The following is a 23375-nucleotide window of genomic DNA, read 5'->3' on the forward strand; positions in this document are numbered from 1 at the left end:
TTCATGCTTCCTTGTTCCACAAAACAGCCGATCCTTTCATCACGCCCACTGCCACTGCGAACAACAGCAATACCGTACCCGCCAGCAGCCACGGCGACGGCAGGGATGGCTGTGACATCAGCATGAACGCCAGCGGCGGTGTGATCATCACGCCGATATTCACCCCCGCCGAGTAATAGCCGAGGTTGCGGTCAACGGTGTGACGGCTGGAGATACTGCTGACGTAGTGGGTGATACCGGGGAACACAACCATCTCCCCCAGGCTCCAGAGCACGGTGGCGGCCAGCAACAATGCACCGATATGGCTGAAGCCCATCAGGAAAAACCCTACGCCGGCCATCAGGAAACCCGCCACCAGTGAGCGACTGCTCGACAGGTGCGACATGCGTTGGTTAATCGGTACTTCGAATAGAATCACCAGCAGTGCATTGATAAAAAAGATGATGCCGACGTAGTAGGCCGGCAACTCGGTGTAGTTGATGATGTAGGCCGACAGAAACGTTGGCGGCAGCGCATAGGCGATGTGCACCGGCAACGCTGCCAGCAGAATCACCAGCAAGCGCGAACGCTCGTGCATTGCGCTTTCCGGCAGCCCATTGCCTTTACTGGCAACGCCAGCCCCTTGTGTCACCGGCACCGTACGCCCAAACCACAGGCAGGCGATAAAGGCGACAAGGGACAACGCTGCGTTGAGGTAGAACACCGCATCGGCGTTACTCAGGAAAATCAGGCTGCCCAAGAGCGGCCCGATTGCCATGCCGATGTTGATCGCCAGGCGGTTGCAGGAGAACGCCACTTTGCGCGATTCGCTACTGCTGTGAGCCACTGTTTCGGAGAACGTGGCGGGGGTGAATGCTTCGTAGCAGCCCCCCCATAGAAACGACAGCACAAACAACACCACGGTGTTATCCACCGACGGAATGATCAGCAGCAGCACCGCATTGAGCAGTAACGAACCGAGGATCACCCGATTGGCAGAAAAACGCTTGATCACCCCGCCGATGATCAAGTCCACAAACAACGCACCCGCGCCATACACGCCCACCAGCAAACCTGCGGTGCCCGCCGATACGGCGTGCTGATGAATCAGGTACGCCGCATAGAAAGGGAACGCCATGGTGCCCATGCGGAACACCAAGGTGATCAGGAACAGCAACTGCAAGCGGGCATTGAGCCCACGTAAAGCGCGATAGGTGCCCATCATCAGCGGATCACATAGACGTGGTCTTTGTTCTGGCGAATCTGCTCGTAATCCTCGTCGATACTGCGCTGGCTCTCCGATACCAGAAACACCCGCAGAGGGCTGCTGAGCAGGTCCACGGTCTTTTTCATCAACTTGCCGGCCTTGTATTTGACGCTCAGCTTATGCACCGAGGGCAGCGCCTCGATCAGTTGGATAGCTGAGTCGTTGAAGCCAGTGACCTCACCTTGCAGCGTAGTATCGGTGTTGATGACACAGGCTTCCTTGAGCTTTTGATAGCGCTTGCCGGCATAGTTTGCCTTGAACGCCTCACCATCGCAGTACGCCAGATAGGTGAGCTGCGCCTGGTTGCCGCCCAGGCTGATGTCGTGGAATCGGGGCTCCATGTTGCCGTTCAAGCGAGCACCGACTTCTACCAGCGCAGGGCCGGCTTCAGTGAGGATCACTTCCGAATGGGCTGGGCCGTTATTGATACCCAACGCCTTGAGCGCCTGCACGATGTAATCGACCAGTACGTTGGCCTCGGCACTGTCCGGCGCAATCAGAACGTCACGGTCATAGATGTTCTTGCCGCCACTGATTTCACGCTTCACATAACGCCAGATCCCACAGACGTAGGCCTGCCCATCACGGCTGACGGTATCGACGATATACTCCGGGCCCTTGAGGTAGGACTGGCAAAGAATTTCGGTGTTGGCCAGGCCGAAGATATCCAGGTTGGATATGACTTCCTCACAGGCGCGCTTGACGTCCTCGACGTTGTGGCAGATCGAGACGCCGTCTGTCGAAGCCGAGCTCAGCGGTTTGATCACGCACGGAAACACATGGCCGGCCTCTACCCAAGCCAGCAGTTGCTGGGGGTCCGAGGATTTGATCTGGCGGGCGGTCAACAGGCCCGCGGCCGCGACTTTATTGATCATCTCAAACTTGTCGCGGCGCGCACGTGACCCCGCGCTGCCGTTGGAAGTGGACAACTGCAGTTGTTCGCTCAAGTAGTCGGCAAATGGCACGCCTGGCTCCTGGCCAGCAATGACGGCGACTACGTTGAATTCGCGCAGGCGTTGCACGATCTCTTCAGCGTTGTCGTTGAACGCCAAATTGTGTTCGAACTCCGACAGATTCGGCCCGAGCATGCTCGGCATCAACTCTGGGGTACTCTGTACATGGATCAGGCTGAAGCCCGCATCCCGAAAATATTGCGGCAGGAAATTACCGCTCGAGTAGACATCCACCAATGCGACGTACTGCTTCATAAGAATGTCCTTTTTCAGTAATGAGTGGCGGTTTCAGAGGCCCGTGGCGAAGCCACGTCATCCAGCGCCAGGAAAATGTTCTGCGGAAACTCAGCCACACGGTGCAACAGGTGCAGGTACCAATTGATGCCATACACCGCCGACACGCGGGCCTTGACCTGACCCTGGTTTTTCACCTTCTGAATCAATTCAGGGCGCACACCGTGAAGCATCTCCAGCTCGCCTCGGTCGGCGATGCGGCTGGTGAGGATTTCTTCAACCAGCTGTGGGTCCTGGGTCGCGAAAGCGAACGGGCCACGGCCGCCATTGATTCGGTCCAGCAACCCCAGGTAACGCTCGTTGAGCGCATTGCCACGCGGTAAAGCAATCGCGGCAGGCTCAGCATAGACGCCTTTGACCAAGCGTACTTTGCAGCCAGTTTCCAGGACCGCCCCGAGGTCATCCGGGGTTCGATTCAATTGCGCCTGCAAGGTGATACCCACGTTGGGAAAGCGCCCGCTCAGTTGCAGGAAGATATCGAGGATCGAATCCGTCCATTGAGAACGCTCCATACTGATGATCACACCGATATCCTTATCGGCTGCATGGGTGAGGATCTTCGAGCAGTTCTCAATCGCCAGTTCGCGGGAAATGATGGTGCCGACGTTGGACAGGTCGAACCCCAGCTGCGGGGGTTCTTCAAGCTTGGGATGCTGTGCAATCAAGTCGATGAGTTTCAGGTACTCATCGGTAGCCGCGGTGACCTCGGCTAATGTCGTCGCTTCCTCGCCAACGAACTCGACACCGGTGCGATAGCCTTTCTCCAGCAGGGCCCCAAGCTTATCAAGCATCTCCAGGCGATCTTCGGAGATGATGTAACGAAGAGCGGCGGGCCGCAGGAAATCGCGCAGCGTCTCGCTCTGCAGGAACAAATCGCGATAGGTTTTGTTTGCCGCCAGTTTCTTCAGGGCCAGGGTTGCCAGCAGGCTGTTGTCGGTCGTGTTCATGGCATTAAACCCCGTAGGACTGGTTGAGCATACGACGTGCGAAACTCGAATCGTCGGTGTGGTTGGCAATCTTGTGAGCGCGGAACTTGGACGCGTAACTGAGCAACGTTTCCTTGTGGCGGCTCTGCCGATCACGGGTAAAGATCCCGGCCCACAGGTTGTCCCAGCGCGCGTACTCAGGGTGAGTCATCAGCAGCTTATGAGCCTTGCGCATATTCCAGTGGGGAATGGACGGATGTAGGTGGTGCACGAGGTGGTAATTGTCGTCGTGGCGACCGAAAAAGAAGTTCTCCAAAACATTGCCTTTACGGTTGCGGGTCAGCAACAACTTGTCGGTCTCAACCGCCGGCATCGGATAATGCTCGGCCAGCTCGATGATCCAGCCTACGGCCACGGCGGTGGTAAACAGCGGCACCAGCCAGAACAACACCCATTCAGCGACCACCCCAAACCAGGCGACCACAGCAAAGATTACCGCCCAATAAGCCCACATCATCATGCGTTCCTTGCGGATGCGCGGGTCTTGCCCCTGGACACGGTCCTTGACCACATACTTGATGTACTGAAGGGTTCTGTAGCCGGATAGCGCCATCACGACGTTCTTCAAGAAGAACTCGCGCTCGCTTTGTTGAAGGTCATACAGGCCGCACTTGAGATGGAAATTGTAGTCAGGGTCTTTTTCTGGATGCCCCAAGTGCACGTGGTGGTTCTTGATGTGCGAAGTGCTGTAGGACTGGTACAAGTGGAAGACCAGATACCCAGAAAGAAACGTACCGGCAAACCAGTTGATCGCACGGTTTTTTGCCAACACCTTGTGGGTTGACTCATGTAGTACGTTAGTCAAAGCACGTTGGGTGGTGCCGATTAGAAACAGCGAAACCGGGTAGAACCAATAGCTGATGCCCAACGACAGGTAAATGGCAAACGCAATAATTGCATAGTCCTTACCCAGTGCGATGGCCCAGTGATAGTTATCTTTTTTACACAAGTGTTTAAGCATCCCGAATGTTTCCCGGGAAATACCGGCAGCGTATTCGCTAGCAGGTTCTTTGTTTTTATCGACCAGCATAATCACTCCATAATTAAGCGGCGCGCTGCAGCACTCGATCCGCGCAGGGCGAAGATGATTTTTTGAGTGCTGCGCCTATTGTTTTTTTTGCCTGAGCTAGACTCATCGGCTGCAAAAAAACTAAAGCACCGCTTAACAGTGAACAAGCTGCCCTTTTAGACAGGTAGCGCCAAATCACGCGCGCACGCGCGCGCTCGCCGATGAAAAATCATCGGCGAGCGCGGTATTTTTACGAGGGGGGCCTGCCGATCAGGCCTGTTCGCGGATGTAGCCCAGTTGCAAGGCTTTACGGATTGCGGACTTGCCGTTGGTGACATTCAACTTGCTGAAGATATTCTTCATATGAAACTTTACCGTACGCGGGCTCATGGAGACCAAGAGCGCTATTTCGTTATAGGTCTTGCCCAGGCTGGTCCAGGACAATACCTCTGTTTCGCGAGGCGTCAGCACGGTTTCCCGTACAACAGGGGCAAGCGAGGTTGCACCACTTTCCAGCGCCTCGTCGTAAACCGAGACCAGCAGCATCTGCAGTTCGCTTTTGTTGGCCAGCACTCTTTCGCGAAACTGTTGATGCTCTCCGAAACTGCACAGGTTGAGAATGGAATAAAAACCCTGGTTGCCATGCACAATAAAACTGGCGCCCTCGCCCACAGGCGCACACGGCCCCGGCACCGGCACCGCTTCTGCCGCAGGGGCCAGGATGTTTTCATCGCTCCAGAAAAACGGTTTTATGCGGCGCTTGGACAAGGACAACAAATGACCGCGTTGGTAAAAATCATCCGCCGCGTCACCGCGGTCCAGCGCATCGGGGTAATTGGTGATGATTTCCGCTTCGTCCAGCGTCGGCCCGCATTGATAAACCTCGAAATGCCCGAGGCCACGTCGACTCAGCTCGGCATCGAGCAATTGACGCACATCAGCGGGCTGAATGAGCGTGTTGTTATTGGCTTGACCATCGCTTCGCATGAATATCATCCCTGATGAGTGACAACGGGGTGAAGCTAGCGATCTGACGGAAGTGCTTCAATCCGGAAGCTTCTGATCAGAGCCGACCCACTCCGTAGGAAATTTCTCTAAACAGGGGAAAGAATGAAACACGCCTGACGGCCTTGTCCAGTGCTTCCGATGGCGAACCGACCGTGAGCAGCTATAGCGCCGCCTGATCAGACCACCTGCGTCGCAAAGGCCTCGCGAAAACGCTCCATCTCCCGCGAGTTGCCCACCGTCACCCGCACCCAATGCGGCCAGTCCTTCCATACCCGCCCAACCAACACATTCTGCGCCGCCAACTGCTCAATCACCTGCTCTGCCGGCCGCTTCACGTCGATCATGAAGCAGTTGCTGTGGGAGACGGTGCAGCTAAAGCCCCGGCCCTTGAGCCACGCGATTGTTTCATCGCGCAACCTGGCATTGAGCGCTTTGCGTTGGCCCACCAGTTGCGCGTCTTCCAGGCTGGCACGGGCGGCCAGCAAGCTGGCGCCGGCCGGGACGTTGTCGCCGCCAAACACCGCCAACCGCTCCAGCAACGCCGGGTGGCCGATCGCCAGGCCCAGGCGCGCACCGGCCATGCCGTAGATCTTGGAGAAGGTGCGCAGCACCAGCAGGTCGTCGTGGTCGTTGACCCAACTCACGCAACTGGGGGTATCGCAGAATTCGATATAAGCCTCGTCCACCACCAGCACGCTGCCCTTGGGTTTGTGCGCCAGGGCCCGCCGGATGGCATCGGTCGAGGTCAGGGTGCCGGTCGGGTTGTTGGGGTTACACAGGTACAACATGCCGGCCTGTGGGTCAGCCGCGAGCATGGCGGGCACATCATGGGCATGCTGGGCATCCAGGTTCACTTCATGCACCGGCGCCTTGATCGACTCGGCCGCCTGGCGCGGGACTTCGTAGGACGGCGTGGCCATCACCAGGCCGCGGGTCTGGCTGGCAAACGCCAGCACTGCGTAACGCAAGGCAGCCATCGAGCCGGCAAACACCCCGACGTTGTCTTCGGCTATACCCTGTTGTTGGGCGAACAGCGCGGCCAATGCGTACATATCGGGGTAAGGGTAACGTCCGGACGTTGCAATCGCGCGCTGCATTGCCTGGCGAGCCGCGTCTGAAGGGCCGTAGGGGCTTTCGTTGTAATTGAGCAGCACCTGGTCAGATTTTGTCGGCGCTGGGCTGGCGAGGGCCCATTTGAGCTGCCCCATCACAGGCAGGGCCGCGCCCAGCGCGAGAAGGGATCGACGACTGACACGCACCATGGTGACTACTCCTTGTAGAGGCGCGAGGGATTCGCGCAGGCCGTATAGAAGACTATGACGAGAAAGCCGTTGCCTGATTTACCACCAAGGCGTATCCCTGCACTCAGCACTTTATTGTTATAGCGGGCGCATGCAACACTTTCACTGCCGCGAACCTTCAAGAACGGGTTCTGCCGGCATGGACTGATGACTAAATGGAAGTGGTGAGCACTTGATACACAGACGGGAAAAAACCGAGCACTTGAAGAGCAACATCAAGTACTTGATCAAGAGTCGTGGCGAAACCCAGCTTTCGTTAAGCAGTGCCGCCGGCCTGACCAGGACCACCATCTACAACATCCTGGAAGGCAAGGTCGTTAACGTACAGCAGTCGACCATTCGCAAAATCTCGGACTTCTTCGGCGTCTCCTACGAAGAAATCGAGACCATCAGTTTTGAGGCCAAGGAAGTCATCGAGAGCAATGTTTCCCCACTGGGTAACAAGAACCCGGCGGCAGTGCCTGTGCTCAAGGAAAGCCTGCTCATGCAGAACCTGGGCAAGCGCATCGGTGAACTGGCCACGCTTCATCCGCTGACGTATTACTTCGGCAGCGCCTGCAACTTGATCGGCGTGCGCCTGGAGCACGGGATTCCGGGCCTCAATGAACCGGGGGACTTGCTGATCGTGCAGAAAGGCTCGTCGAGCGACGATAAAGAAAAGCTGGTGTACGACCGCGCCACCAAGAAGCTGTTCATCACCCTCGAACCCTGCGGGAACTCAGAGCGTTTGTGTGTCATCGGCGACATCCTTGAGGAGCGCTTCAATGACAACGTCTGAGGGCGCCGTGGAAAACAGCAAATACAAGTTACTGGGCTTTGAAAACGACAAACGCCTGGCGGTGATCATGGTGATCGCCACGGGCAAGGTCCTCAAGATCAAGCTGAGTGAAGTGCTCAGCAGTGAAATGATGGACAACTTCAACAAGATGGAAATCAAGAACCTGTACAAAAAGTTCTACTCCCAAGGCGGGACACTGACCGCCTACGATATAAACGACCGCAATGAAAACTCCTGGATGATCTACATCATCCTGAACTTGCTGCTGTTCACCTTCTATATCTTCACCAGCATTGCCGCGACCAAACCGATTTACCTGGAGTCGTTGGGCATCATCGTCACGCCGGGCACGTTCCTGTACCCGCTGACCTTCTTGATCGTGGACTTGCTCAACGAGAATTTTGGCTTGCGCCTGGCCAGGCGAGCCATTCTGTTTGCGTTTGCCAGCAACGCGATGATCATCATCCTGCTGTATGGCTCCACGTTCCTGCCGGGGCTACCGGGCTGGAAGCTGGATGGGCCTTATACCGACGTGATCCTGCAAGTGTCGTCGGTGCTGGTGGCCTCTTCGGTGTCGTTCTTGGTGTCGGAGAATATAAATTCCTATTTGCTGTGCAAGATCAAGGAGCTGACCAACTCCAGGTACCTATACCTGCGGATATTCCTCAGTACGTTCTTTGCAGTGATTATCGACAGCTTCCTGTTCTGCTTTATCGCCTTCTACGGGGCGATGCAGACCAGCGACATACTCAGCATGATCTATGTACAGATCGCGATCAAAGTCGGCTTTGCGTTCTTCAACATCCTGCCTGCCTACGGGGCACGTTCATTGTTCAAGCGCTATCAATAATCCTGTAAGAGCGAGCTTGCTCGCGAAGAACCCGAGCGCGCCGCGTTCAACCCGATGCGCTGCGTTATCGTTGACGTTCTTCGCGAGCAAGCTCGCTCCTACAAGGGTTATTTCAGCTGCAACTTGTGCTTGAGGCTCTGCATGACAGTTGTCTTGTTCTGCAGGTAGTCATTCAAGCCCCGAGCGCGCAGGTTGCACGCGTCACACTCGCCACAGCCGGTACCGATGATGCCGTTGTAGCAAGTCAGCGTCTGCTCGCGCACCAGCTCCAGTTGCCCGTGGTAGTCGGCCAGGGCCCAGGTTTCGGCCTTGTTCAGCCACATCAACGGGGTGTCGAGGCGCACGTCGTATTCCATGCCCAGTTTGAGGGCCTGGTTGAGTGCTTTGACAAACTCATCTCGGCAGTCGGGGTAGCCTGAGAAGTCGGTTTCGCACACACCGGTGATGACGGTCTCGGCCTTCACTTGATAGGCGTAGATCGCAGCCAGGGTCAGGAACAGGATGTTGCGCCCCGGCACAAAGGTACTCGGCAGGCTTTCACCCGAGCTGTTCACGGTCGGTACCGGGATGTTGTCGCGCGTCAGGCTGCTGATCGCCAGCTCATTGAGCAGGGACACATCCATCACTTTGTGCACAGTGGCCCCCAACTGCTTGGCCAGCTTCTGGGCCACTTCGATTTCTGCCACATGGCGCTGGCCGTAATCAAAGGTAATGCAGTGCACTTCGTCATACAGCGGCAGGGCCTGGATCAGACAGGTGGTCGAATCCTGCCCGCCACTGAAAACCATCACGGCTTTTTTACTCATTGCATTGCTTCCTGCATTTGTAGAATTGGGATGTAGGAGTGCGCTCGCTCGCGAAAAACGTCAACGATAACGCAGCGTATCCGGTTTAGCGCAGCGCTCAATAAAAAACCCCGCACGACTTTCGAAGGCGGGGCTTTTTTACTGCAAGACCACTCAGTGGGCGTAGGTCAGCAACAGCTCTTTCGGCACTTGGAAATCCAGGGACATCATCACGCTGAGCGCGGTGATGGTGAAAATCGAGAACACGAACAGCTTGCGCGCCCAGACGGTGTCATCCACCGCCTTGTAGCCGGTCCAGGCCATGTACAACCAGTACATACCCATCGCGGCGGCGACGGCGAGGTAGCTCATGCCGGCGTAGCCACTGAAGGTCAACATCAAGGTCGCCACGAGGAAGGCCAGGATGTAGAGCAGAATGTGTTTCTTGGCCACCTGAATGCCACGCTTGACCGGCAGAACCGGAATCGACGCAGCCAGGTAGTCATTGAAGCGGAAAATCGCGATGGCGTAGGAGTGCGGCATCTGCCACAGGCTGAACATCACCAGCAGCACCAGCGCGGCCATGTCGAAGCTATTGGTCACAGCCACATAACCAATCACCGGCGGCATCGCCCCCGACAGACTGCCCACCAGCGTGCCGTGAACCGACTTGCGCTTGAGGTACAGGCTGTAGAGACCGACGTAGATGACAAAGCCAATCACGGCAAACAGCGCCGCCAATGGGTTGGCCACCTTGTACAACAGGGCCACACCGGCAACACCCAGGACGGTCGCAAAGATCAGTGCCAGCTTCAGGGAAATAAGCCCCTGGACCAGCACGCGATTCTTGGTGCGCTCCATCTTGATGTCGATGTCACGGTCGATGCAGTTGTTGAATACGCAACCGGAAGCAACCACCAGGGACGTACCGATCATTGCTGCCAGGAAGATGGCCAGATCGACATGTCCCTTGGAGGCCAGGAAGAAACCGCCCGCCACAGAAAGCACGTTACCGAAAATGATCCCCGGTTTGGTGATTTGGATAAAGTGCTTAAGCGACATCGGGTCTTACCTCACTTCGCCATCATGTAGGTGTGGATGCTGAACATGATCCACAGCGACAGACCAACCAGCAGAACGATCACCAGGCCTGCGAACACAAACGCGATCACGTTCTCGCGCTGCTCTTTGGAGCGGTCCAGGTGCAGGAAGTACACCAGGTGAACCAGAACCTGAATCACCGCGAACGCCAAGACGATCATCAAGGTGATCGACTTGGGCAAGGTTGGGTACATCACCAGGCCGAACGGGATCAGGGTCAGGATGACCGACAGGATGAAGCCGATGGCGTAAGACTTTACGCTGCCGTGGCTTGAATCGTGGCTGTCATGGGAGTGTGCATTAGCCATTACAGAGTCCCCATCAAGTAAACGACGGTGAATACGCAGATCCAGACCACGTCCAGGAAGTGCCAGAACAGGCTCAGGCAGCTCAGGCGGGTCTTGTTGGTGTTGGTCAGGCCGTGCTTATTGACCTGATACATCATCACTGCCATCCACAGCAGGCCAGCGGATACGTGCAGACCGTGGGTGCCGACCAGCGTGAAGAACGCCGACAGGAAACCGGAACGGTGCGGGCCGTAGCCTTCGGAGATCAGCAGGTGGAACTCGTTGATCTCCATGCCGATAAAGCCCAGGCCGAACAGGAAGGTCAGGCCCAGCCAGCTCAGTACGCCCTTCTTGTTGCCCTTGTAGAAGGCCAACATGGCGAAGCCGTAGGTGATCGAACTGAACAACAGCAAGGCGGTTTCGCCGAGCACGTAAGGCAGTTCGAAGATGTCGTGGCCCGACGGGCCACCCGCTACGTTGTTTACCAGTACCGCGTACACCGCGAAGATCGACGCAAACAAGATGCAGTCGGTCATCAGGTAGAGCCAGAAACCGTAGACGGTTATTGGCCCCGAATCGTGGTGGTGGTCATCGTGCCCATGGTCATCGACATGGGCGTGTCCAGCATTGGTCACTAAGTTCGACATGGTTTAAGCCTGTTCCAACGAGGTTTCTACACGGTTGGCCGGGATCTTCTTCTCGGCTACCAGGCGAGCGTGCTGCTCGGCTTCGATGCGTTCGATCGTTTCGACCGGCACCATGTAGCCTTGATCATCACGGGCAGCGTGAATGATGAAGTAACCGATAGTGCCCACCAGGCTCGCGATTGCCAGCCACCAGATGTGCCAGATCATCGCGAAACCGAACACGGTCAACAGCGCACCCATCACCACGCCGGTGGCGGTGTTGTTTGGCATGTGGATCGGCTCGTAGTGCTTGGGCTTCTGGTACGCAGTACCGTCTTCCTTGGCTTCGGTGAACGCATCAATGGTGTTCGCAGTCGGGATCACAGCGAAGTTGTAGAACGGTGGTGGCGACGAGGTCGACCATTCCAGGGTGTGGCCGTTCCATGGGTCGCCGGATTCGCACATGTTCTGCTTGCGATCACGCACGCTGACGTACAGCTGGATCAGCTGGCAGGCGATGCCCACAGCGATCATCACCGCACCGAACATGGCAACGTACAGGTACGGTACCCACTCAGGGTTGGTGGTGGCGTTCAGACGACGGGTCATGCCCATGAAGCCCAGTGCATAGAGCGGCATGAACGCGACGAAGAAGCCCGAGATCCAGAACCAGAACGCAGCCTTGCCCCAACCTTCGTGCAGCTTGAAGCCGAACGCTTTCGGGAAGTAGAAGCTGAAACCAGCGATGTAGCCGAATACCGCACCACCGATGATCACGTTGTGGAAGTGAGCGATCACGAACAGGCTGTTGTGCAGCACGAAGTCAGCACCCGGGATGGCCAGCAGTACGCCGGTCATGCCGCCGATGGCGAAGGTCACCATGAAGCCCAGGGTCCACAGAACCTGGCTGGTCATGCGCAGACGACCGTGGTAGATGGTGAACAGCCAGTTGAATAGCTTCACCCCCGTCGGGATTGAAATCAGCATCGTCGCCAGGCCGAAGAAGGCGTTGACGCTGGCCCCCGAACCCATGGTGAAGAAGTGGTGCAGCCATACCATGAAGCCCAGTACGGAGATTGCGCCCGAGGCGTAGACCATCGAGTGGTGACCGAACAGGCGCTTGCCGGTAAAGGTCGAGATCACTTCGGAGAAGATACCGAACGCCGGCAGGATCAGGATGTACACCTCAGGGTGACCCCATGCCCAGAACAGGTTCACGTACATCATTGGATTGCCACCAAGTTCATTGGTGAAAATGTGGAAATCCAGGTAACGGTCAAGCGACAGCAGCGCCATGGTAGCGGCCAGGATCGGGAACGAAGCCACGATCAGCACGTTTGCCCAGGTGCAGGTCCAGGTGAAGATCGGCATGTCCATCAGTTTCATGCCAGGGGCGCGCATTTTCAGGACGGTGGCCAGGAAGTTGACCCCCGTCAATGTCGTCCCGAGCCCTGATAACTGTAGCGCCCAGATGTAGTAGTCCACACCCACGCCCGGACTGTATTGCAAGCCCGACAATGGCGGATACGCAACCCAGCCGGTCTTGGCGAATTCGCCGACGCCCAGGGAAACGTTGATCAGCACCACGCCGGAAACCAGCAGCCAGAAGCTCAGGGAGTTCAGGAACGGGTAGGCAACGTCACGCGCACCAATCTGCAGCGGCAAGGCAAGGTTCATCAAGCCGGTGAAGAATGGCATCGCCATGAAGATGATCATGATCACACCGTGAGCGGTGAAGATCTGGTCATAGTGTTCAGGTGGCAGGTAGCCAGGCGAACCCTCGGTGGCCATGGCCAACTGGGTACGCATCATGATGGCGTCGGCAAAACCACGCAGCAGCATGACCATGGCAACGATGACGTACATGACGCCGATTTTCTTGTGGTCGACCGAGGTCAACCACTCGGTCCACAAGTAGGACCACTTCTTGAAATAGGTGATACCCGCAACCAGCGCCAAACCACCCAGCGCGATCATGGCGATAGTCACCATTACGATCGGCTCGTGGAATGGGACCGCGTCCCAACTTAATTTACCAAACATCGTTTACTCCTCTGCCCCAGCAGTTGAATGCGCGCCCGTATCAGAACCTTCAACCACGGCCACTTCTTTCTTCTCGTGCTTGACCGGCTTGCCTGGCTTCATACCTTCGTACTTGTCGACGATTTTCTGAAACAGGTCCGGCTCATACGCGGAGTACAAGGCGACAGGGTTGTTCTGGCTCGGTTTGGTCAGAGCATCGTATTCAGCTTGATCAAGCTGTTTAGGTGCGGCCTTGACTGCAGCTACCCAGGCGTCGAAATCTTCCTGGCTTGTCGAGATCGCTTTGAATTTCATGCCGGTGAAGCCAGCGCCGCTGTAGTTGGCGGAGATGCCTTCCATTTCAGCTTTCTGGTTGGCGATCAGGTGCAGGCGGGTCTGCATGCCTGCCATCGCGTAGATCTGGCCACCCAGTGCTGGGATGAAGAACGAGTTCATCACGGCGTCGGAGGTGATCCGGAAATTAAGCGGGGTGTGCTCCGGGAAGCGGATCTCGTTGACAGTGGCGATACCCAGGTCCGGGTAGATGAACAGCCACTTCCAATCCAGCGCGACCACTTGGATGTTCACAGGCTTGACGTCGGACTCCAGCGGACGGTACGGGTCCAGCGCGTGGGTCGACTTATAGGTGATGTAACCCAGGGCGATGATGATGAGGATCGGAACCAGCCACACCGCGATCTCGATCTTGGTGGAGTGCGACCACTTCGGCGCGTAGGTAGCGCTGGTGTTGGACGCGCGGTATTTCCAGGCGAAGGCGAAGGTCATCACGATCACAGGCACCACAACCAGCAGCATCAGCAGGGTAGCGGTGATGATCAGGTTTCGTTCATCCAGACCGACCTGTCCTTTTGGGTCGAGCAAGGTCCACTTGCAGCCTCCCAGCATTAACATCATGCCAAGCAGCGGCAAAAAGCCTAGTAATCGGGGGTACCTGTTTTTACTCATCTCACGACCTCTAAAGCAGCTTGCGCAATGCAGTTGGGTTTTGATCGCCAACACTTCACCCTGCCAAGGGTTGGCATTTCTCTTCGATTGAATAAGAGCCTGCCCGACACGTCATGACTGTACGTTTCACGGACCTGCAGTGAGTTCTTATTCGATTTCGTGGCTAAAGGCCTTGTTACAGACCAATTCCATTTGGTGCGGATAGTTGAAAGGCTGCCGGAACCTGGGGTCGCATTGAGCCTTCCATCTGCTCCTCGACCGCTCCAATGCTCAAATATTGAACAGCACCGGACATTCAGTGCGGGCGATTGTAGTTAGCTAGCGATGTATAAACCATGTCTTATAAAGAAATAATTTTTATCGATTCCAGCAACAATCCTTCACCAAAGTTGCAAAGATTCGCGATCTTATCGTGTTCGATTCTCAACAAAAACCACAAAAATTGCCGTGTTATTGGGCACAGTGCCACTTCCCTTACGGCTTGTAAGGGCATGCGGATGCCGTCCAAGTCCCCATAAAACAAGGCATTCATAGAGGCAGCAGGGGTTGGAGCCGCACACAAATCGGGCCACTGCACGAACCACGAACTGACAGCACAATTTGTGCGCCGGGTGCAAATTAAAGGGCCGATTTGGCGGGTCAGAAACGTCCTGCGACAGCGTCCGTGTGACAACATGTCGCACGCTGCGCGCACCTTCCGTTGCCCCTCGTCACGGTGCTTTCACAAATCCCTACAAACAAAAACGCTCCGGCCTTCATTCAGAAGGAACGGAGCGTTTGGCAGCCGCGGCGACTCAGGCTTTGGGGTGACGGTTGCGATAGATGCACAGGGGCACCAGGATCGCCGTCAGCACGAATGCCACCAGTGCCCATTGGGCCAGGGACAGGCCGAGGATCGGTGGGTAGGGGGTGCTGCAGAAGCCGTCGACCTGGAAGCCCAGGGGAAACACCTTGGCCAGGGGCAGGTCGTCGACGATCGGCTGCAACACATCGATGCCGCAGCTGACTTGGGGGAAAAACTGGGTGTACACATGGTGGCCGGCCGCAGCCACGCCACCCAAGGCGCTGAGCACCACCCACCCTTCAAAGAACGTCAGCGCGCCCTTGGTGCGCATGGCGGCGCCGATGAACGCAAAGAGCGCAATCAGCAGCAAGGCGTAGCGCTGCAGAATGCACAGCGGGCACGGCGCTTCGCCCAGCACCACTTGCATGTACAGCGCCCCGCCAATCAGCGCCAGGCAGATGATGCCCAGCAACACCAGAAAGCGCCGCTCCCTGCCTAAACGCATGTCGTCAATCATCCCCGTCTTTCCCTTTCTCTGATTATGGTTGTGCCTGATGGCAACGAGTTTACACACAGGCAGTGGTTAAAACAGAGGGGGGTTAACAGCGGATTAATCGTGGCAAATGTAATGATTGTGCGGACGCCATCGCGGGCAAGCCCGGCTCCCACATTGGAATGCAATCCTCTGTGGGAGCCGGGCTTGCCCGCGATGATGCCGATACGGTCAATTGGCCAAATTCTATTCCAACGCCGCCGCCGGGCCAAAGAACTCATAGCGCGCCTGCTTCTCCGGCACACCCAGCGCCTTGAGATGCCGCTTGATCGCCGCCATGAAGCCCTTGGGGCCCAAGAAGTAGGCATCAATATCACGCTGCTCAGGCAACCAGGCCGCCAGTTGCTCCTGATTGAGCATCCCGACCTTGTCTGCCGCCGGGCTGATGCCGTCATCCTCGGCGTAGCAGTAGAAACGCTTGAGCTGCGGATGCTTGGCCGCCAGGGTGTCCACCCAGTCACGGAATGCATGCACCCCGCCGTTACGGGCGCAATGGATGAAGTGCACCGGGCGTTCGGTTGCCAGGGCGGCTTCGAGCATCGGCAGTGTGGGCGTAATGCCTACCCCGCCGCTGATCAACACCAGCGGTTTATCACTGGCGGCCAGGGTGAACTCACCCGACGGCGGGAACAGGTCAATGGTCGCGCCGACGTGCATCTGGTCGTGCAGGTAATTGGAGACCCGCCCGCCCACTTCGCGCTTGACGCTGATGCGGTACAGCCCGGTGTCGGTGAGGGCCGACAGGGAATAGTTGCGGCGCACTTCTTCGCCATCGAGCACCAGTTTCAGACCGATGTACTGGCCGGGGGCTGCGACCAGGATCGGGCCGTTGTCCACCGGGGCGAAGTAGAAGGAGATGATCTCGTCGCTCTCCTCCACGCGCTTGACCAGCAGGAACGCCCGCGCACCCCGCCAGCCGCCGGGCGCCTGGGCTTTTTCGTCGTAGATGGCCGCTTCGGCGCCGATCAGAATGTCCGCCAACTGGCCGTAGGCCGCGCCCCAGGCACTCATGACCTCGGGGGTGGCAATCTCGCTGCCCAGCACTTCGGAAATAGCCCGCAGCAGGCAGGCCCCAACGATGGGGTAATGCTCCGGCAGAATCTGCAAGGCCACGTGCTTGTTGATGATCTTGGCCACCAGGTCGCCCAGTTGGTCCAACTGGTCGATATGCCGCGCGTACATCAGCACGCCATTGGCCAGGGCGCGAGGCTGGTCACCACTGGCTTGGTGGGCCTGGTTGAACAGCGGACGGACTTCGGGATACTCGGACAGCATCATGCGGTAAAAATGGGTGATCAGTGCTTCACCGCCGCTTTCCAGCAGGGGCACAGTGGATTTAACAATGGCACGGTCTTGGGCACTCAGCATGGGAGACTCCTCGGTCTTTTTACTCATTACCCTTAGGTAGTCAGTATTCGTGCCAACTAATAAACCCATGTTTTTCAATAGTTTAAACACTATGTAGTCAGTATGACCTCCTACGCTTTATAGTCATATCGACTACAAGGAGTCATTATGACTGCAAAACCGCTGCTCACCGCCCTGCTGCCGCTGGTCGCCGATCTGTCCCGGGAACTGCCCGAAGGCGAGCGCTACCGCCGCCTGCTGCAAACCATGCGCGCCCTGTTGCCCTGCGATGCCGCCGCGCTGCTGCGGCTGGATGGCGAGTGGCTGGTGCCGCTGGCGGTGGATGGCTTGAGCCCTGACACATTGGGCCGACGTTTCAAGATCAGCGAACACCCGCGCTTTGAAATACTGCTGAGCAGCCCCGGCCCTACCCGCTTCGACAGCGACAGCCAATTGCCCGACCCCTATGACGGCCTGGTCGCCGGTTTACACGGCCACCTCGAAGTCCACGACTGCATGGGCTGCCCGCTGTTTATCGACGACCAGCCGTGGGGCCTGCTGACCCTTGACGCTCTCGACAACGAGCGCTTTGAACGGGTCGAACTGGACGCCCTGCAAGCCTTCGCCAGCCTCGCCGCGGCCACCGTCAACGTGGCTGAACGCATCGAGCGCCTGGCGCTGCGGGCCGAAGACGAGCACCAGCGCGCCGAAATCTATCGCCAAGCCAGCGGCCAGCAGCACAAGGAAATGATCGGCCAGAGCAAGGCGCATAAACGGCTGGTCGAGGAAATCAAGCTGGTAGGCGGCAGCGACCTGACCGTGCTGATCACCGGCGAAACCGGGGTCGGCAAGGAGCTGGTGGCCCAGGCGATCCATGCCGCGTCATCGCGTGCCGACAAGCCCATGATCAGCCTCAATTGCGCCGCACTGCCGGAAACCCTGGTAGAAAGCGAGCTGTTCGGCCATGTACGCGGCGCTTTCACCGGAGCGCTGAATGAGCGCCGAGGCAAGTTTGAACTGGCCAACGGCGGCACGTTGTTCCTGGACGAAGTCGGTGAACTGTCATTGAGCGTACAGGCCAAGCTGCTGCGCGTGCTGCAAAGCGGCCAGTTGCAGCGCCTGGGTTCGGACAAGGAACACCAGGTGGACGTGCGCCTGATTGCCGCCACCAACCGCGACCTTGCCGAAGAAGTGCGCAATGGGCGCTACCGTGCCGATTTTTACCACCGCCTGAGCGTGTACCCGCTGCAAGTGCCGGCACTGCGTGAACGCGGGCGTGATGTGCTGCTGTTGGCTGGCTTCTTCCTTGAACAGAACCGTTCGCGCATGGGCCTGGGCAGCCTGCGCCTGACCGGCGATGCCCAGGCGGCGTTGCTGGCCTACAACTGGCCCGGCAATGTGCGCGAGCTGGAGCACTTGATCGGCCGCAGCGCGTTGAAAGCCCTGGGCAACTGCCGCGAGCGCCCGAAAATTCTCAGCCTGAGCGCCCTGGACCTGGACTTGCCCGACGTGAGTACGGCGGTGGCAGAACAAGCACCGGCCCAAGCCCTGCCCATGGTCAGCGGCGACCTGCGCCAGGCCACCGAGCACTACCAGCGCCAACTCATCAGCGCCTGCCTGGAACGCCATCAGCGCAACTGGGCCAGCGCCGCCCGCGAACTGGGCCTGGACCGCGCCAACCTGGGGCGCATGGCCAAGCGGCTAGGCCTCAAATAAAGCAGGCACCTCAGTCCAATGTGGGAGCTGGCTTGCCTGCGAAAGCGGTGGGTCAGTTAAAGACACATTGACTGGCACACCGCCTTCGCGGGCAAGCCCGCTCCCACAGGGGATTCGTGGCAGGTGCTGCTTCTATCGGCAAGCCGGCTCCCACATTCAGGCTTGGCTAGCCTTGAGGCCCGCCAAGATGGACCGGGGTTTACGAAACACCAGCACATTCCCCAGCATCACCAGCACCAGCCCCATCAACGCCGGCGCCGTCCACTGGTAGCCCTCGGCCACGGCCGACACATTCAGCGCCACCACCGGAAACAGCACCGTGCAATACGCCGCCTTCTCCGGGCCCATGCGGCCCACCAGGGTGAGGTAAGCGGTAAAACCAATCACCGAACCCGGGATCACCAGGTACCACAGCGCACCGATATACCGCGCACTCCAGTCCATCTCGAAGGGAATGCCACGCACCGCGCAATAGGTCGCCAGCATCGCCGCCCCATAGGCCATGCCCCAGGCATTGGTGGTCAACGGCTTGAGCCCAGCCTTCTGTTGCAGGCTGGACAACAGGTTGCCCGCCGAGAAGCACAGGGTGCCCAGCAGGGCCAAGCCCAGGCCCAACAGGGTTTGCGGGCTAGCGGTATGCCCAACCAGCTCCGGCCAGAATAAAAAGCCCAGCCCCAGCAACCCAAGCGCCCCGCCCATCAACACGTTACGCGCCACCCGCTGGCCGAAAAACACCCGGGCATTGAGCGCGTTCCACAAGGTCGCCGTGGAGAACACCACGGCCACCAGGCCACTGGGGATCCACTGGCTGGCAGTGAGAAAGCACATGAAGTTGACGCAGAACAGGCACAGCCCTTGGGCCAGGCAGATCAGGTGCCCGCGCCGGTTCATCACCTGCAACTTGCGGCTGAGCAGCAACAGCGCAAACAGCACCAGCGCCGCCAGGCCGAAGCGATAGACAATCGACACGGGAATCGCCACCACGCCCAGCTGCCACTTGAGCGCAATCCAGGTGGTGCCCCAAATCAGCACCGTGAGTAAATACAGGAAGAGGTTCATAGCAGGCTCCATCGTTTGAGCCACAGTGTTGCCTTCAACCACCCTGAGGTTCTTGCACATTCTTGCGCTTTTGTCGGGCGATGGGCTCACAGCGCCCGCTGCCGGGAGTAGGATGCAAGACGTCGGAGAACACACCATGCCAGAGCTGGAATCGCTGCACGTCTTTCAATCCCTCAACCGCTCGCCTCACGCACGCTTGGAAGCCTGCGCCGAGCTCGGTGACGGTTTGTCTGCGGCCGTGTGGAGCAACCACCACGATGCCCAGGACTACCAGGCGCCCAGCCATCACACCTTGTCCTGTTATATCGGCGGCGGCACGGGCACCTTTCGCCGTGACCGGCCAGGCACCAAGGGCGGCCCCGACAAATTGTGCATACTGCCGGCCGAGCACCAGTCGGCGTGGGTGATCAATGGCGAGATACGCCTGGCCCATGTGTATTTCAGCCCGGAGCAATTTGCCCTCGGCTGCGTCACCTTGCTGGACCGCGAGCCGCGGGAGTTGCAGTTGCGTGAGACGACCTTCCTTGAGGACGCCCGTCAGGCCCGACGCTTTCACCAGTTGATTAGCCTCAACTGGCTCGAACCCGGCGAGCGCCTGCTGACCAGCAGCCTGGCCCATGAACTGCTCAGCCACACCCTGCTCAACCAGGTCGGCGTGCGCGACGGCCTGCGCCTCAAAGGCGGGTTGGCGGCGCACCAACGGCGGCGTTTGGTGGAGTACATCGACCACCATGTTGAAGATCCCATCAGCCTCGGCCAGTTGGCGTCGATGTGCGCGCTGTCGGAATACCATTTCGCCCGGATGTTCCGTCAGAGCTTCGGCGTGCCGCCCCATCAATACCTGCTGGCACGCCGCCTGGCACGCGCGCAAACTTTGCTGCGCAACAGCTCGTTGCCCTTGGGTGAGGTCGCCTTGAGGTGCGGTTTTTCCAGCGCCAGCCATTTCAACCAACGCTTTCGCCAAGCCATGGGCGCCACCCCGGGTGAATATCGCCAGGCACTGCGCGCCTAGGCCATCAAGCCCAGCGTCTTGGCCTTGGCCACCGCCTGAGTGCGGCGCTCCACCCCGAGTTTGCTGTGGATGCGCCGTGCATGGGTCTTGACGGTGTGCAAGGAGATATACAGGCGGTCGGCGATTTCCAGATTGGAGTTGCCCAGGGCGATCAACTGCAACACTTCGAGTTCGCGCTGGCTCAGAGGGTTTTGCGTCGCACCGGCAGGCGTGACCTGAGGCTCCAGGCCCAGCTCACTCAATAGCCCGGGTGCACGCAAGCGCAGTTCGCGAATCGCCTGCTGTACCTGGCAACGAGCCGCCAGCGCCAGCCCGGCCTGCAATGCACGACGGGCCAACGCCGGGTCACCGAGTTGCCAGGTCACCTCACCCAACACCAGGTGCAGTTCGGTTTCCAGACACAGCATGCCGCGCTGCCGGGAGGTTTCGAGCAAGGCATTGAGCCGTGCGATAGGTTGCTCGGCACAGCCCAGCCTGACCTCGGCCAGCACCAGCAAATACTCCAGACGCGGGATCAGTTCCAGGGTCGCCGGCGGTGCCTGCTTGGCACTGGGCCCACGGAAATGGCGCAACACCCGGCGCACCGCTTGTACCGTCAATTCAGCCCGGCCCTGTTGTAGCCACAGGTGTCCGCTGACCAACAACAACACCGCGCGATACACCGTCTCCGGGACATGGCGCTGCTGCATCAGGCGCTCGGCGTTGCGCAATTGAATGAACGCCTGGGCGTAGTCGCCACGGTTGGCCGCCAGCAGCGCCAGGCCGAGATAGCCATATAGCACGCGCTTGTCCTGGCTTTGCAGGCACATGCTCAAGCCGGTCTCGAAACACTCGGCGGCCAGGGTGTCTTGGCCCTGACGCAAGGCCAGATGCCCACATCGCAGGACAATACGCCCCACCAACGGCCCGGCGGTGAGCCGTTGCCCGGCCAACATCGCTTGCACCGTTTCCAACAGGCTTTGTGCCCGGTACGGCGCGCCACGCTGTTCCAACAACTGGGCGTGATCCAACTCCAGCAGGGCCTCCAATACCAGCGAACCGTGGGCCCGGGCCAGGCATAGCGCTTCACGGTTCAAGCGTTGGGCGGCCTCCAACTCACCGCGCAGCAAGGCTTGCTGGGTCAGGCCCGACAGGCACATCAGCCGTGATGTCCAGGCGCTGTCAGGCAGCGCTTGCAGGGCTTCGAGAAAGTGCTCACGGGAGCGCTCGGCATCACCGCTCAAATGCAGCAACCACCCCCACTGCGCCTGCCAACGCGCCAGCAGGTAGCGCTGCGCGGCGGCCGTCGGTTGCGGGGCGAACCGGGCCAGTTGGTCGATGCACAAGGCGGCCTGTTCGAAGCGCCCGGCAAACAACAACGCGGCCGTAAGCAGCCCCACCAACTGCGCCGAACCCAACATCAACTCATCGCCATGCTGTTCATGCAGGCGCAACAGCAGCAGGGCATTTTGCTGGCGAAACAGATCCTCAAAACTGAAATACTGCAACAGGCTCACCGCCACTTCGTATTCATGCGCCAGCAACGCCTGCTCGAACGCGGCCTGCCAGTCACCCTCGGCGCTGAACCATTGGCACGCGCGTCGGTGCCAGGAGCGTTTGGCCGGCCAGGGCTCATCGCGCAGCAGTCGCGCCAACGGTGGGAAAACGTGGAGCCAGTCGCTGGTGTCTTCCCAGGGCTGGATAAACGCACCCAGTGCCTGCAATTCGCGCAAATGCTCAGCGCCGTCACCACCACCGAACAAGTACTCACACAGGTTCAGGTTGAAACGCGGCAGATGGGCCAACACCCGCCAGGCCTCAGCCAATGGCGCCGACAAGGTGTTGAACAGCTCATGCTGCAGGTAATCGAGCAGGGTTTTGTCGGGGTGGCCGTCGCCCAACAAGGCGATACGCACACCGGCGCACCAACCGGCGCTGAACTGCATCAGGCTGTCGACGGTATGCCCCGGGGCGAGCAGTTGCTCGACTTCCTCGGCGCTGAAAAACAACTCGCTGCACTCCAGCAACTCATCGTCGAGCAACAGGCGTGGCCAATTGCACAACGGGCGCCGTCGCGCGCCCAGCCACCAGGTCAACTGCGGGCTGCCAGCGGCGAGCAAACGGTCCAGCAGCGCATCCAGCTCAGGCGCAGGTGAGCGACAGAAATCATCCAGAAACAACCACGTGGTGTGTGACCAACGGCCCAAGTCGAGCAATAACGTGGCTTCATCCACAAACGGCAAGCCAAGCTGCTGCGCCAGCCGTGCGCAGAATTCCAAGGGGCTGAGCGCGGCACCGTTGAGTGGCATCCACACCACCCGGCACCCCTTCGGCGCCTGCAACGCACACTCGGCGAGCAACGCGCTCTTGCCACTGCCACCCGGCGCGCACAGCAACCTTACCCGCGCCTGCGCCGTCAGCAGCGGCACAGTCAGCCGCGCACGCAACACATGGTGGGCGGACAGCCGTGGCATAAATCCAGAACGGTCCAGGCAGCGGGTCATGGCGGTCATTGCTGCATCCTGCTGTTTTTATTGTTGCGTCACCCTAGACCTGTGGTTGGCGGTTGTTGAAGAAGTATTCAGCGGGTTGATTGAAGACCATAAAAACCAAGGTATACGTCCTTCAGTGTGGGAGCTGGCTTGCCTGCGATGGCGGTGCAACAGCAATCGATGAGCGGCCTGGCCCACCGCTATCGCAGGCAAGCCAGCTC

Annotated in this window: 20 protein-coding genes; 4 read left to right on the top strand and 16 right to left on the bottom strand. The window is 58.7% G+C overall.

Annotated elements, in window-relative coordinates:
- Position 1: 1 nt before the first annotated feature.
- From MHH62_RS19415 to MHH62_RS19440, 6 genes are all read right to left on the bottom strand, one after another.
- Positions 2–1204 (bottom strand): MFS transporter, encoded by a 1203-nt coding sequence (locus MHH62_RS19415; protein ID WP_019817486.1) that lies wholly within the window; start codon positions 1202–1204, stop codon positions 2–4.
- Complete coding sequence (locus MHH62_RS19420) at positions 1204–2454, bottom strand: ATP-grasp domain-containing protein (protein WP_014719857.1); 1251 nt, start codon at positions 2452–2454, stop codon at positions 1204–1206. Before MHH62_RS19420 ends, MHH62_RS19415 begins: the two co-directional genes overlap by 1 nt.
- Before the next feature lie 14 nt (positions 2455–2468).
- Entirely contained in the window at positions 2469–3440 is a 972-nt protein-coding gene (locus MHH62_RS19425) for a proline dehydrogenase family protein (protein WP_020302012.1), read from the bottom strand.
- A 4-nt stretch (positions 3441–3444) separates the two neighbouring features.
- Positions 3445–4509 (bottom strand): fatty acid desaturase family protein, encoded by a 1065-nt coding sequence (locus MHH62_RS19430; RefSeq protein WP_014719859.1) that lies wholly within the window; start codon positions 4507–4509, stop codon positions 3445–3447.
- Positions 4510–4758: 249 nt separating this feature from the next.
- Positions 4759–5475: a LuxR family transcriptional regulator gene (locus MHH62_RS19435; RefSeq protein ID WP_020302014.1), complete on the bottom strand. Its 717-nt coding sequence runs from the start codon at positions 5473–5475 to the stop codon at positions 4759–4761.
- A 197-nt stretch (positions 5476–5672) separates the two neighbouring features.
- Positions 5673–6758 (bottom strand): pyridoxal phosphate-dependent aminotransferase, encoded by a 1086-nt coding sequence (locus MHH62_RS19440; RefSeq protein WP_032903657.1) that lies wholly within the window; start codon positions 6756–6758, stop codon positions 5673–5675.
- A gap of 211 nt (positions 6759–6969) precedes the next feature.
- Here MHH62_RS19440 and MHH62_RS19445 point away from each other — a divergent pair, with 211 nt between their 5' ends.
- Complete coding sequence (locus MHH62_RS19445; RefSeq protein ID WP_003194047.1) at positions 6970–7575, top strand: helix-turn-helix transcriptional regulator; 606 nt, start codon at positions 6970–6972, stop codon at positions 7573–7575.
- Positions 7562–8425, top strand: a complete 864-nt coding sequence (locus MHH62_RS19450; protein ID WP_014719862.1) for a queuosine precursor transporter — start codon at positions 7562–7564, stop codon at positions 8423–8425. The genes MHH62_RS19445 and MHH62_RS19450 overlap by 14 nt, the downstream gene beginning before the upstream one ends.
- 107 nt (positions 8426–8532) lie before the next feature.
- Here the strand turns inward: MHH62_RS19450 and queC are convergent, their stop codons facing one another.
- From queC to hmpA, 8 genes are all read right to left on the bottom strand, one after another.
- The gene (queC, locus tag MHH62_RS19455) at positions 8533–9231 is read right to left on the bottom strand and encodes a 7-cyano-7-deazaguanine synthase QueC (protein ID WP_014719863.1); all 699 of its coding nucleotides are present in this window, start codon (positions 9229–9231) and stop codon (positions 8533–8535) included.
- Between the two features lie 153 nt (positions 9232–9384).
- Entirely contained in the window at positions 9385–10272 is an 888-nt protein-coding gene (cyoE, locus tag MHH62_RS19460; RefSeq protein WP_019817484.1) for a heme o synthase, read from the bottom strand.
- Between the two features lie 11 nt (positions 10273–10283).
- Positions 10284–10619 (bottom strand): cytochrome o ubiquinol oxidase subunit IV, encoded by a 336-nt coding sequence (cyoD, locus tag MHH62_RS19465; protein ID WP_003194051.1) that lies wholly within the window; start codon positions 10617–10619, stop codon positions 10284–10286.
- Positions 10619–11245 (bottom strand): cytochrome o ubiquinol oxidase subunit III, encoded by a 627-nt coding sequence (locus tag MHH62_RS19470; RefSeq protein WP_003194052.1) that lies wholly within the window; start codon positions 11243–11245, stop codon positions 10619–10621. Before MHH62_RS19470 ends, cyoD begins: the two co-directional genes overlap by 1 nt.
- Before the next feature lie 3 nt (positions 11246–11248).
- Positions 11249–13267, bottom strand: a complete 2019-nt coding sequence (gene cyoB / locus MHH62_RS19475; protein ID WP_003194053.1) for a cytochrome o ubiquinol oxidase subunit I — start codon at positions 13265–13267, stop codon at positions 11249–11251.
- Between the two features lie 3 nt (positions 13268–13270).
- Complete coding sequence (cyoA, locus tag MHH62_RS19480; protein ID WP_003194054.1) at positions 13271–14212, bottom strand: ubiquinol oxidase subunit II; 942 nt, start codon at positions 14210–14212, stop codon at positions 13271–13273.
- A 794-nt stretch (positions 14213–15006) separates the two neighbouring features.
- Complete coding sequence (locus MHH62_RS19485; protein ID WP_014719865.1) at positions 15007–15513, bottom strand: disulfide bond formation protein B; 507 nt, start codon at positions 15511–15513, stop codon at positions 15007–15009.
- A gap of 222 nt (positions 15514–15735) precedes the next feature.
- Positions 15736–16917 (bottom strand): NO-inducible flavohemoprotein, encoded by a 1182-nt coding sequence (hmpA, locus tag MHH62_RS19490; RefSeq protein ID WP_032902543.1) that lies wholly within the window; start codon positions 16915–16917, stop codon positions 15736–15738.
- A gap of 147 nt (positions 16918–17064) precedes the next feature.
- Here hmpA and norR point away from each other — a divergent pair, with 147 nt between their 5' ends.
- Positions 17065–18612, top strand: coding sequence for a nitric oxide reductase transcriptional regulator NorR (norR, locus tag MHH62_RS19495; RefSeq protein WP_032902541.1), 1548 nt, complete (start codon positions 17065–17067; stop codon positions 18610–18612).
- 156 nt (positions 18613–18768) lie between these two features.
- Here norR and MHH62_RS19500 read toward each other — a convergent pair whose 3' ends face one another.
- Positions 18769–19671: a DMT family transporter gene (locus tag MHH62_RS19500; RefSeq protein WP_020302018.1), complete on the bottom strand. Its 903-nt coding sequence runs from the start codon at positions 19669–19671 to the stop codon at positions 18769–18771.
- A 136-nt stretch (positions 19672–19807) separates the two neighbouring features.
- Here MHH62_RS19500 and MHH62_RS19505 point away from each other — a divergent pair, with 136 nt between their 5' ends.
- The gene (locus MHH62_RS19505) at positions 19808–20683 is read left to right on the top strand and encodes an AraC family transcriptional regulator (protein WP_020302019.1); all 876 of its coding nucleotides are present in this window, start codon (positions 19808–19810) and stop codon (positions 20681–20683) included.
- Here MHH62_RS19505 and MHH62_RS19510 read toward each other — a convergent pair.
- A complete protein-coding gene (locus MHH62_RS19510) occupies positions 20680–23175 on the bottom strand; it encodes a LuxR C-terminal-related transcriptional regulator (protein ID WP_339231680.1) in 2496 nt (831 codons plus the stop codon). The two genes, MHH62_RS19505 and MHH62_RS19510, sit on opposite strands and share 4 nt — an antisense overlap.
- Positions 23176–23375 lie beyond the last annotated feature (200 nt).

The organism is Pseudomonas sp. FSL L8-0168 (genome assembly GCF_037976155.1).
GTDB lineage: Bacteria > Pseudomonadota > Gammaproteobacteria > Pseudomonadales > Pseudomonadaceae > Aquipseudomonas > Aquipseudomonas paracarnis.

Excerpts from the sequence above, each read along its gene's own strand:
- MHH62_RS19415 (WP_019817486.1), bottom strand. The coding sequence starts at position 1,204 with ATGATGGGCACCTATCGCGCTTTACGTGGGCTCAATGCCCGCTTGCAG.
- MHH62_RS19420 (WP_014719857.1), bottom strand. The coding sequence starts at position 2,454 with ATGAAGCAGTACGTCGCATTGGTGGATGTCTACTCGAGCGGTAATTTC.
- MHH62_RS19425 (WP_020302012.1), bottom strand. The coding sequence starts at position 3,440 with ATGAACACGACCGACAACAGCCTGCTGGCAACCCTGGCCCTGAAGAAA.
- MHH62_RS19430 (WP_014719859.1), bottom strand. The coding sequence starts at position 4,509 with ATGCTGGTCGATAAAAACAAAGAACCTGCTAGCGAATACGCTGCCGGT.
- MHH62_RS19435 (WP_020302014.1), bottom strand. The coding sequence starts at position 5,475 with ATGCGAAGCGATGGTCAAGCCAATAACAACACGCTCATTCAGCCCGCT.
- MHH62_RS19440 (WP_032903657.1), bottom strand. The coding sequence starts at position 6,758 with ATGGTGCGTGTCAGTCGTCGATCCCTTCTCGCGCTGGGCGCGGCCCTG.
- MHH62_RS19450 (WP_014719862.1), top strand. The coding sequence starts at position 7,562 with ATGACAACGTCTGAGGGCGCCGTGGAAAACAGCAAATACAAGTTACTG.
- queC (WP_014719863.1), bottom strand. The coding sequence starts at position 9,231 with ATGAGTAAAAAAGCCGTGATGGTTTTCAGTGGCGGGCAGGATTCGACC.
- cyoE (WP_019817484.1), bottom strand. The coding sequence starts at position 10,272 with ATGTCGCTTAAGCACTTTATCCAAATCACCAAACCGGGGATCATTTTC.
- cyoD (WP_003194051.1), bottom strand. The coding sequence starts at position 10,619 with ATGGCTAATGCACACTCCCATGACAGCCACGATTCAAGCCACGGCAGC.
- MHH62_RS19470 (WP_003194052.1), bottom strand. The coding sequence starts at position 11,245 with ATGTCGAACTTAGTGACCAATGCTGGACACGCCCATGTCGATGACCAT.
- cyoB (WP_003194053.1), bottom strand. The coding sequence starts at position 13,267 with ATGTTTGGTAAATTAAGTTGGGACGCGGTCCCATTCCACGAGCCGATC.
- cyoA (WP_003194054.1), bottom strand. The coding sequence starts at position 14,212 with ATGAGTAAAAACAGGTACCCCCGATTACTAGGCTTTTTGCCGCTGCTT.
- MHH62_RS19485 (WP_014719865.1), bottom strand. The coding sequence starts at position 15,513 with ATGATTGACGACATGCGTTTAGGCAGGGAGCGGCGCTTTCTGGTGTTG.
- hmpA (WP_032902543.1), bottom strand. The coding sequence starts at position 16,917 with ATGCTGAGTGCCCAAGACCGTGCCATTGTTAAATCCACTGTGCCCCTG.
- norR (WP_032902541.1), top strand. The coding sequence starts at position 17,065 with ATGACTGCAAAACCGCTGCTCACCGCCCTGCTGCCGCTGGTCGCCGAT.
- MHH62_RS19500 (WP_020302018.1), bottom strand. The coding sequence starts at position 19,671 with ATGAACCTCTTCCTGTATTTACTCACGGTGCTGATTTGGGGCACCACC.
- MHH62_RS19505 (WP_020302019.1), top strand. The coding sequence starts at position 19,808 with ATGCCAGAGCTGGAATCGCTGCACGTCTTTCAATCCCTCAACCGCTCG.
- MHH62_RS19510 (WP_339231680.1), bottom strand. The coding sequence starts at position 23,175 with ATGACCGCCATGACCCGCTGCCTGGACCGTTCTGGATTTATGCCACGG.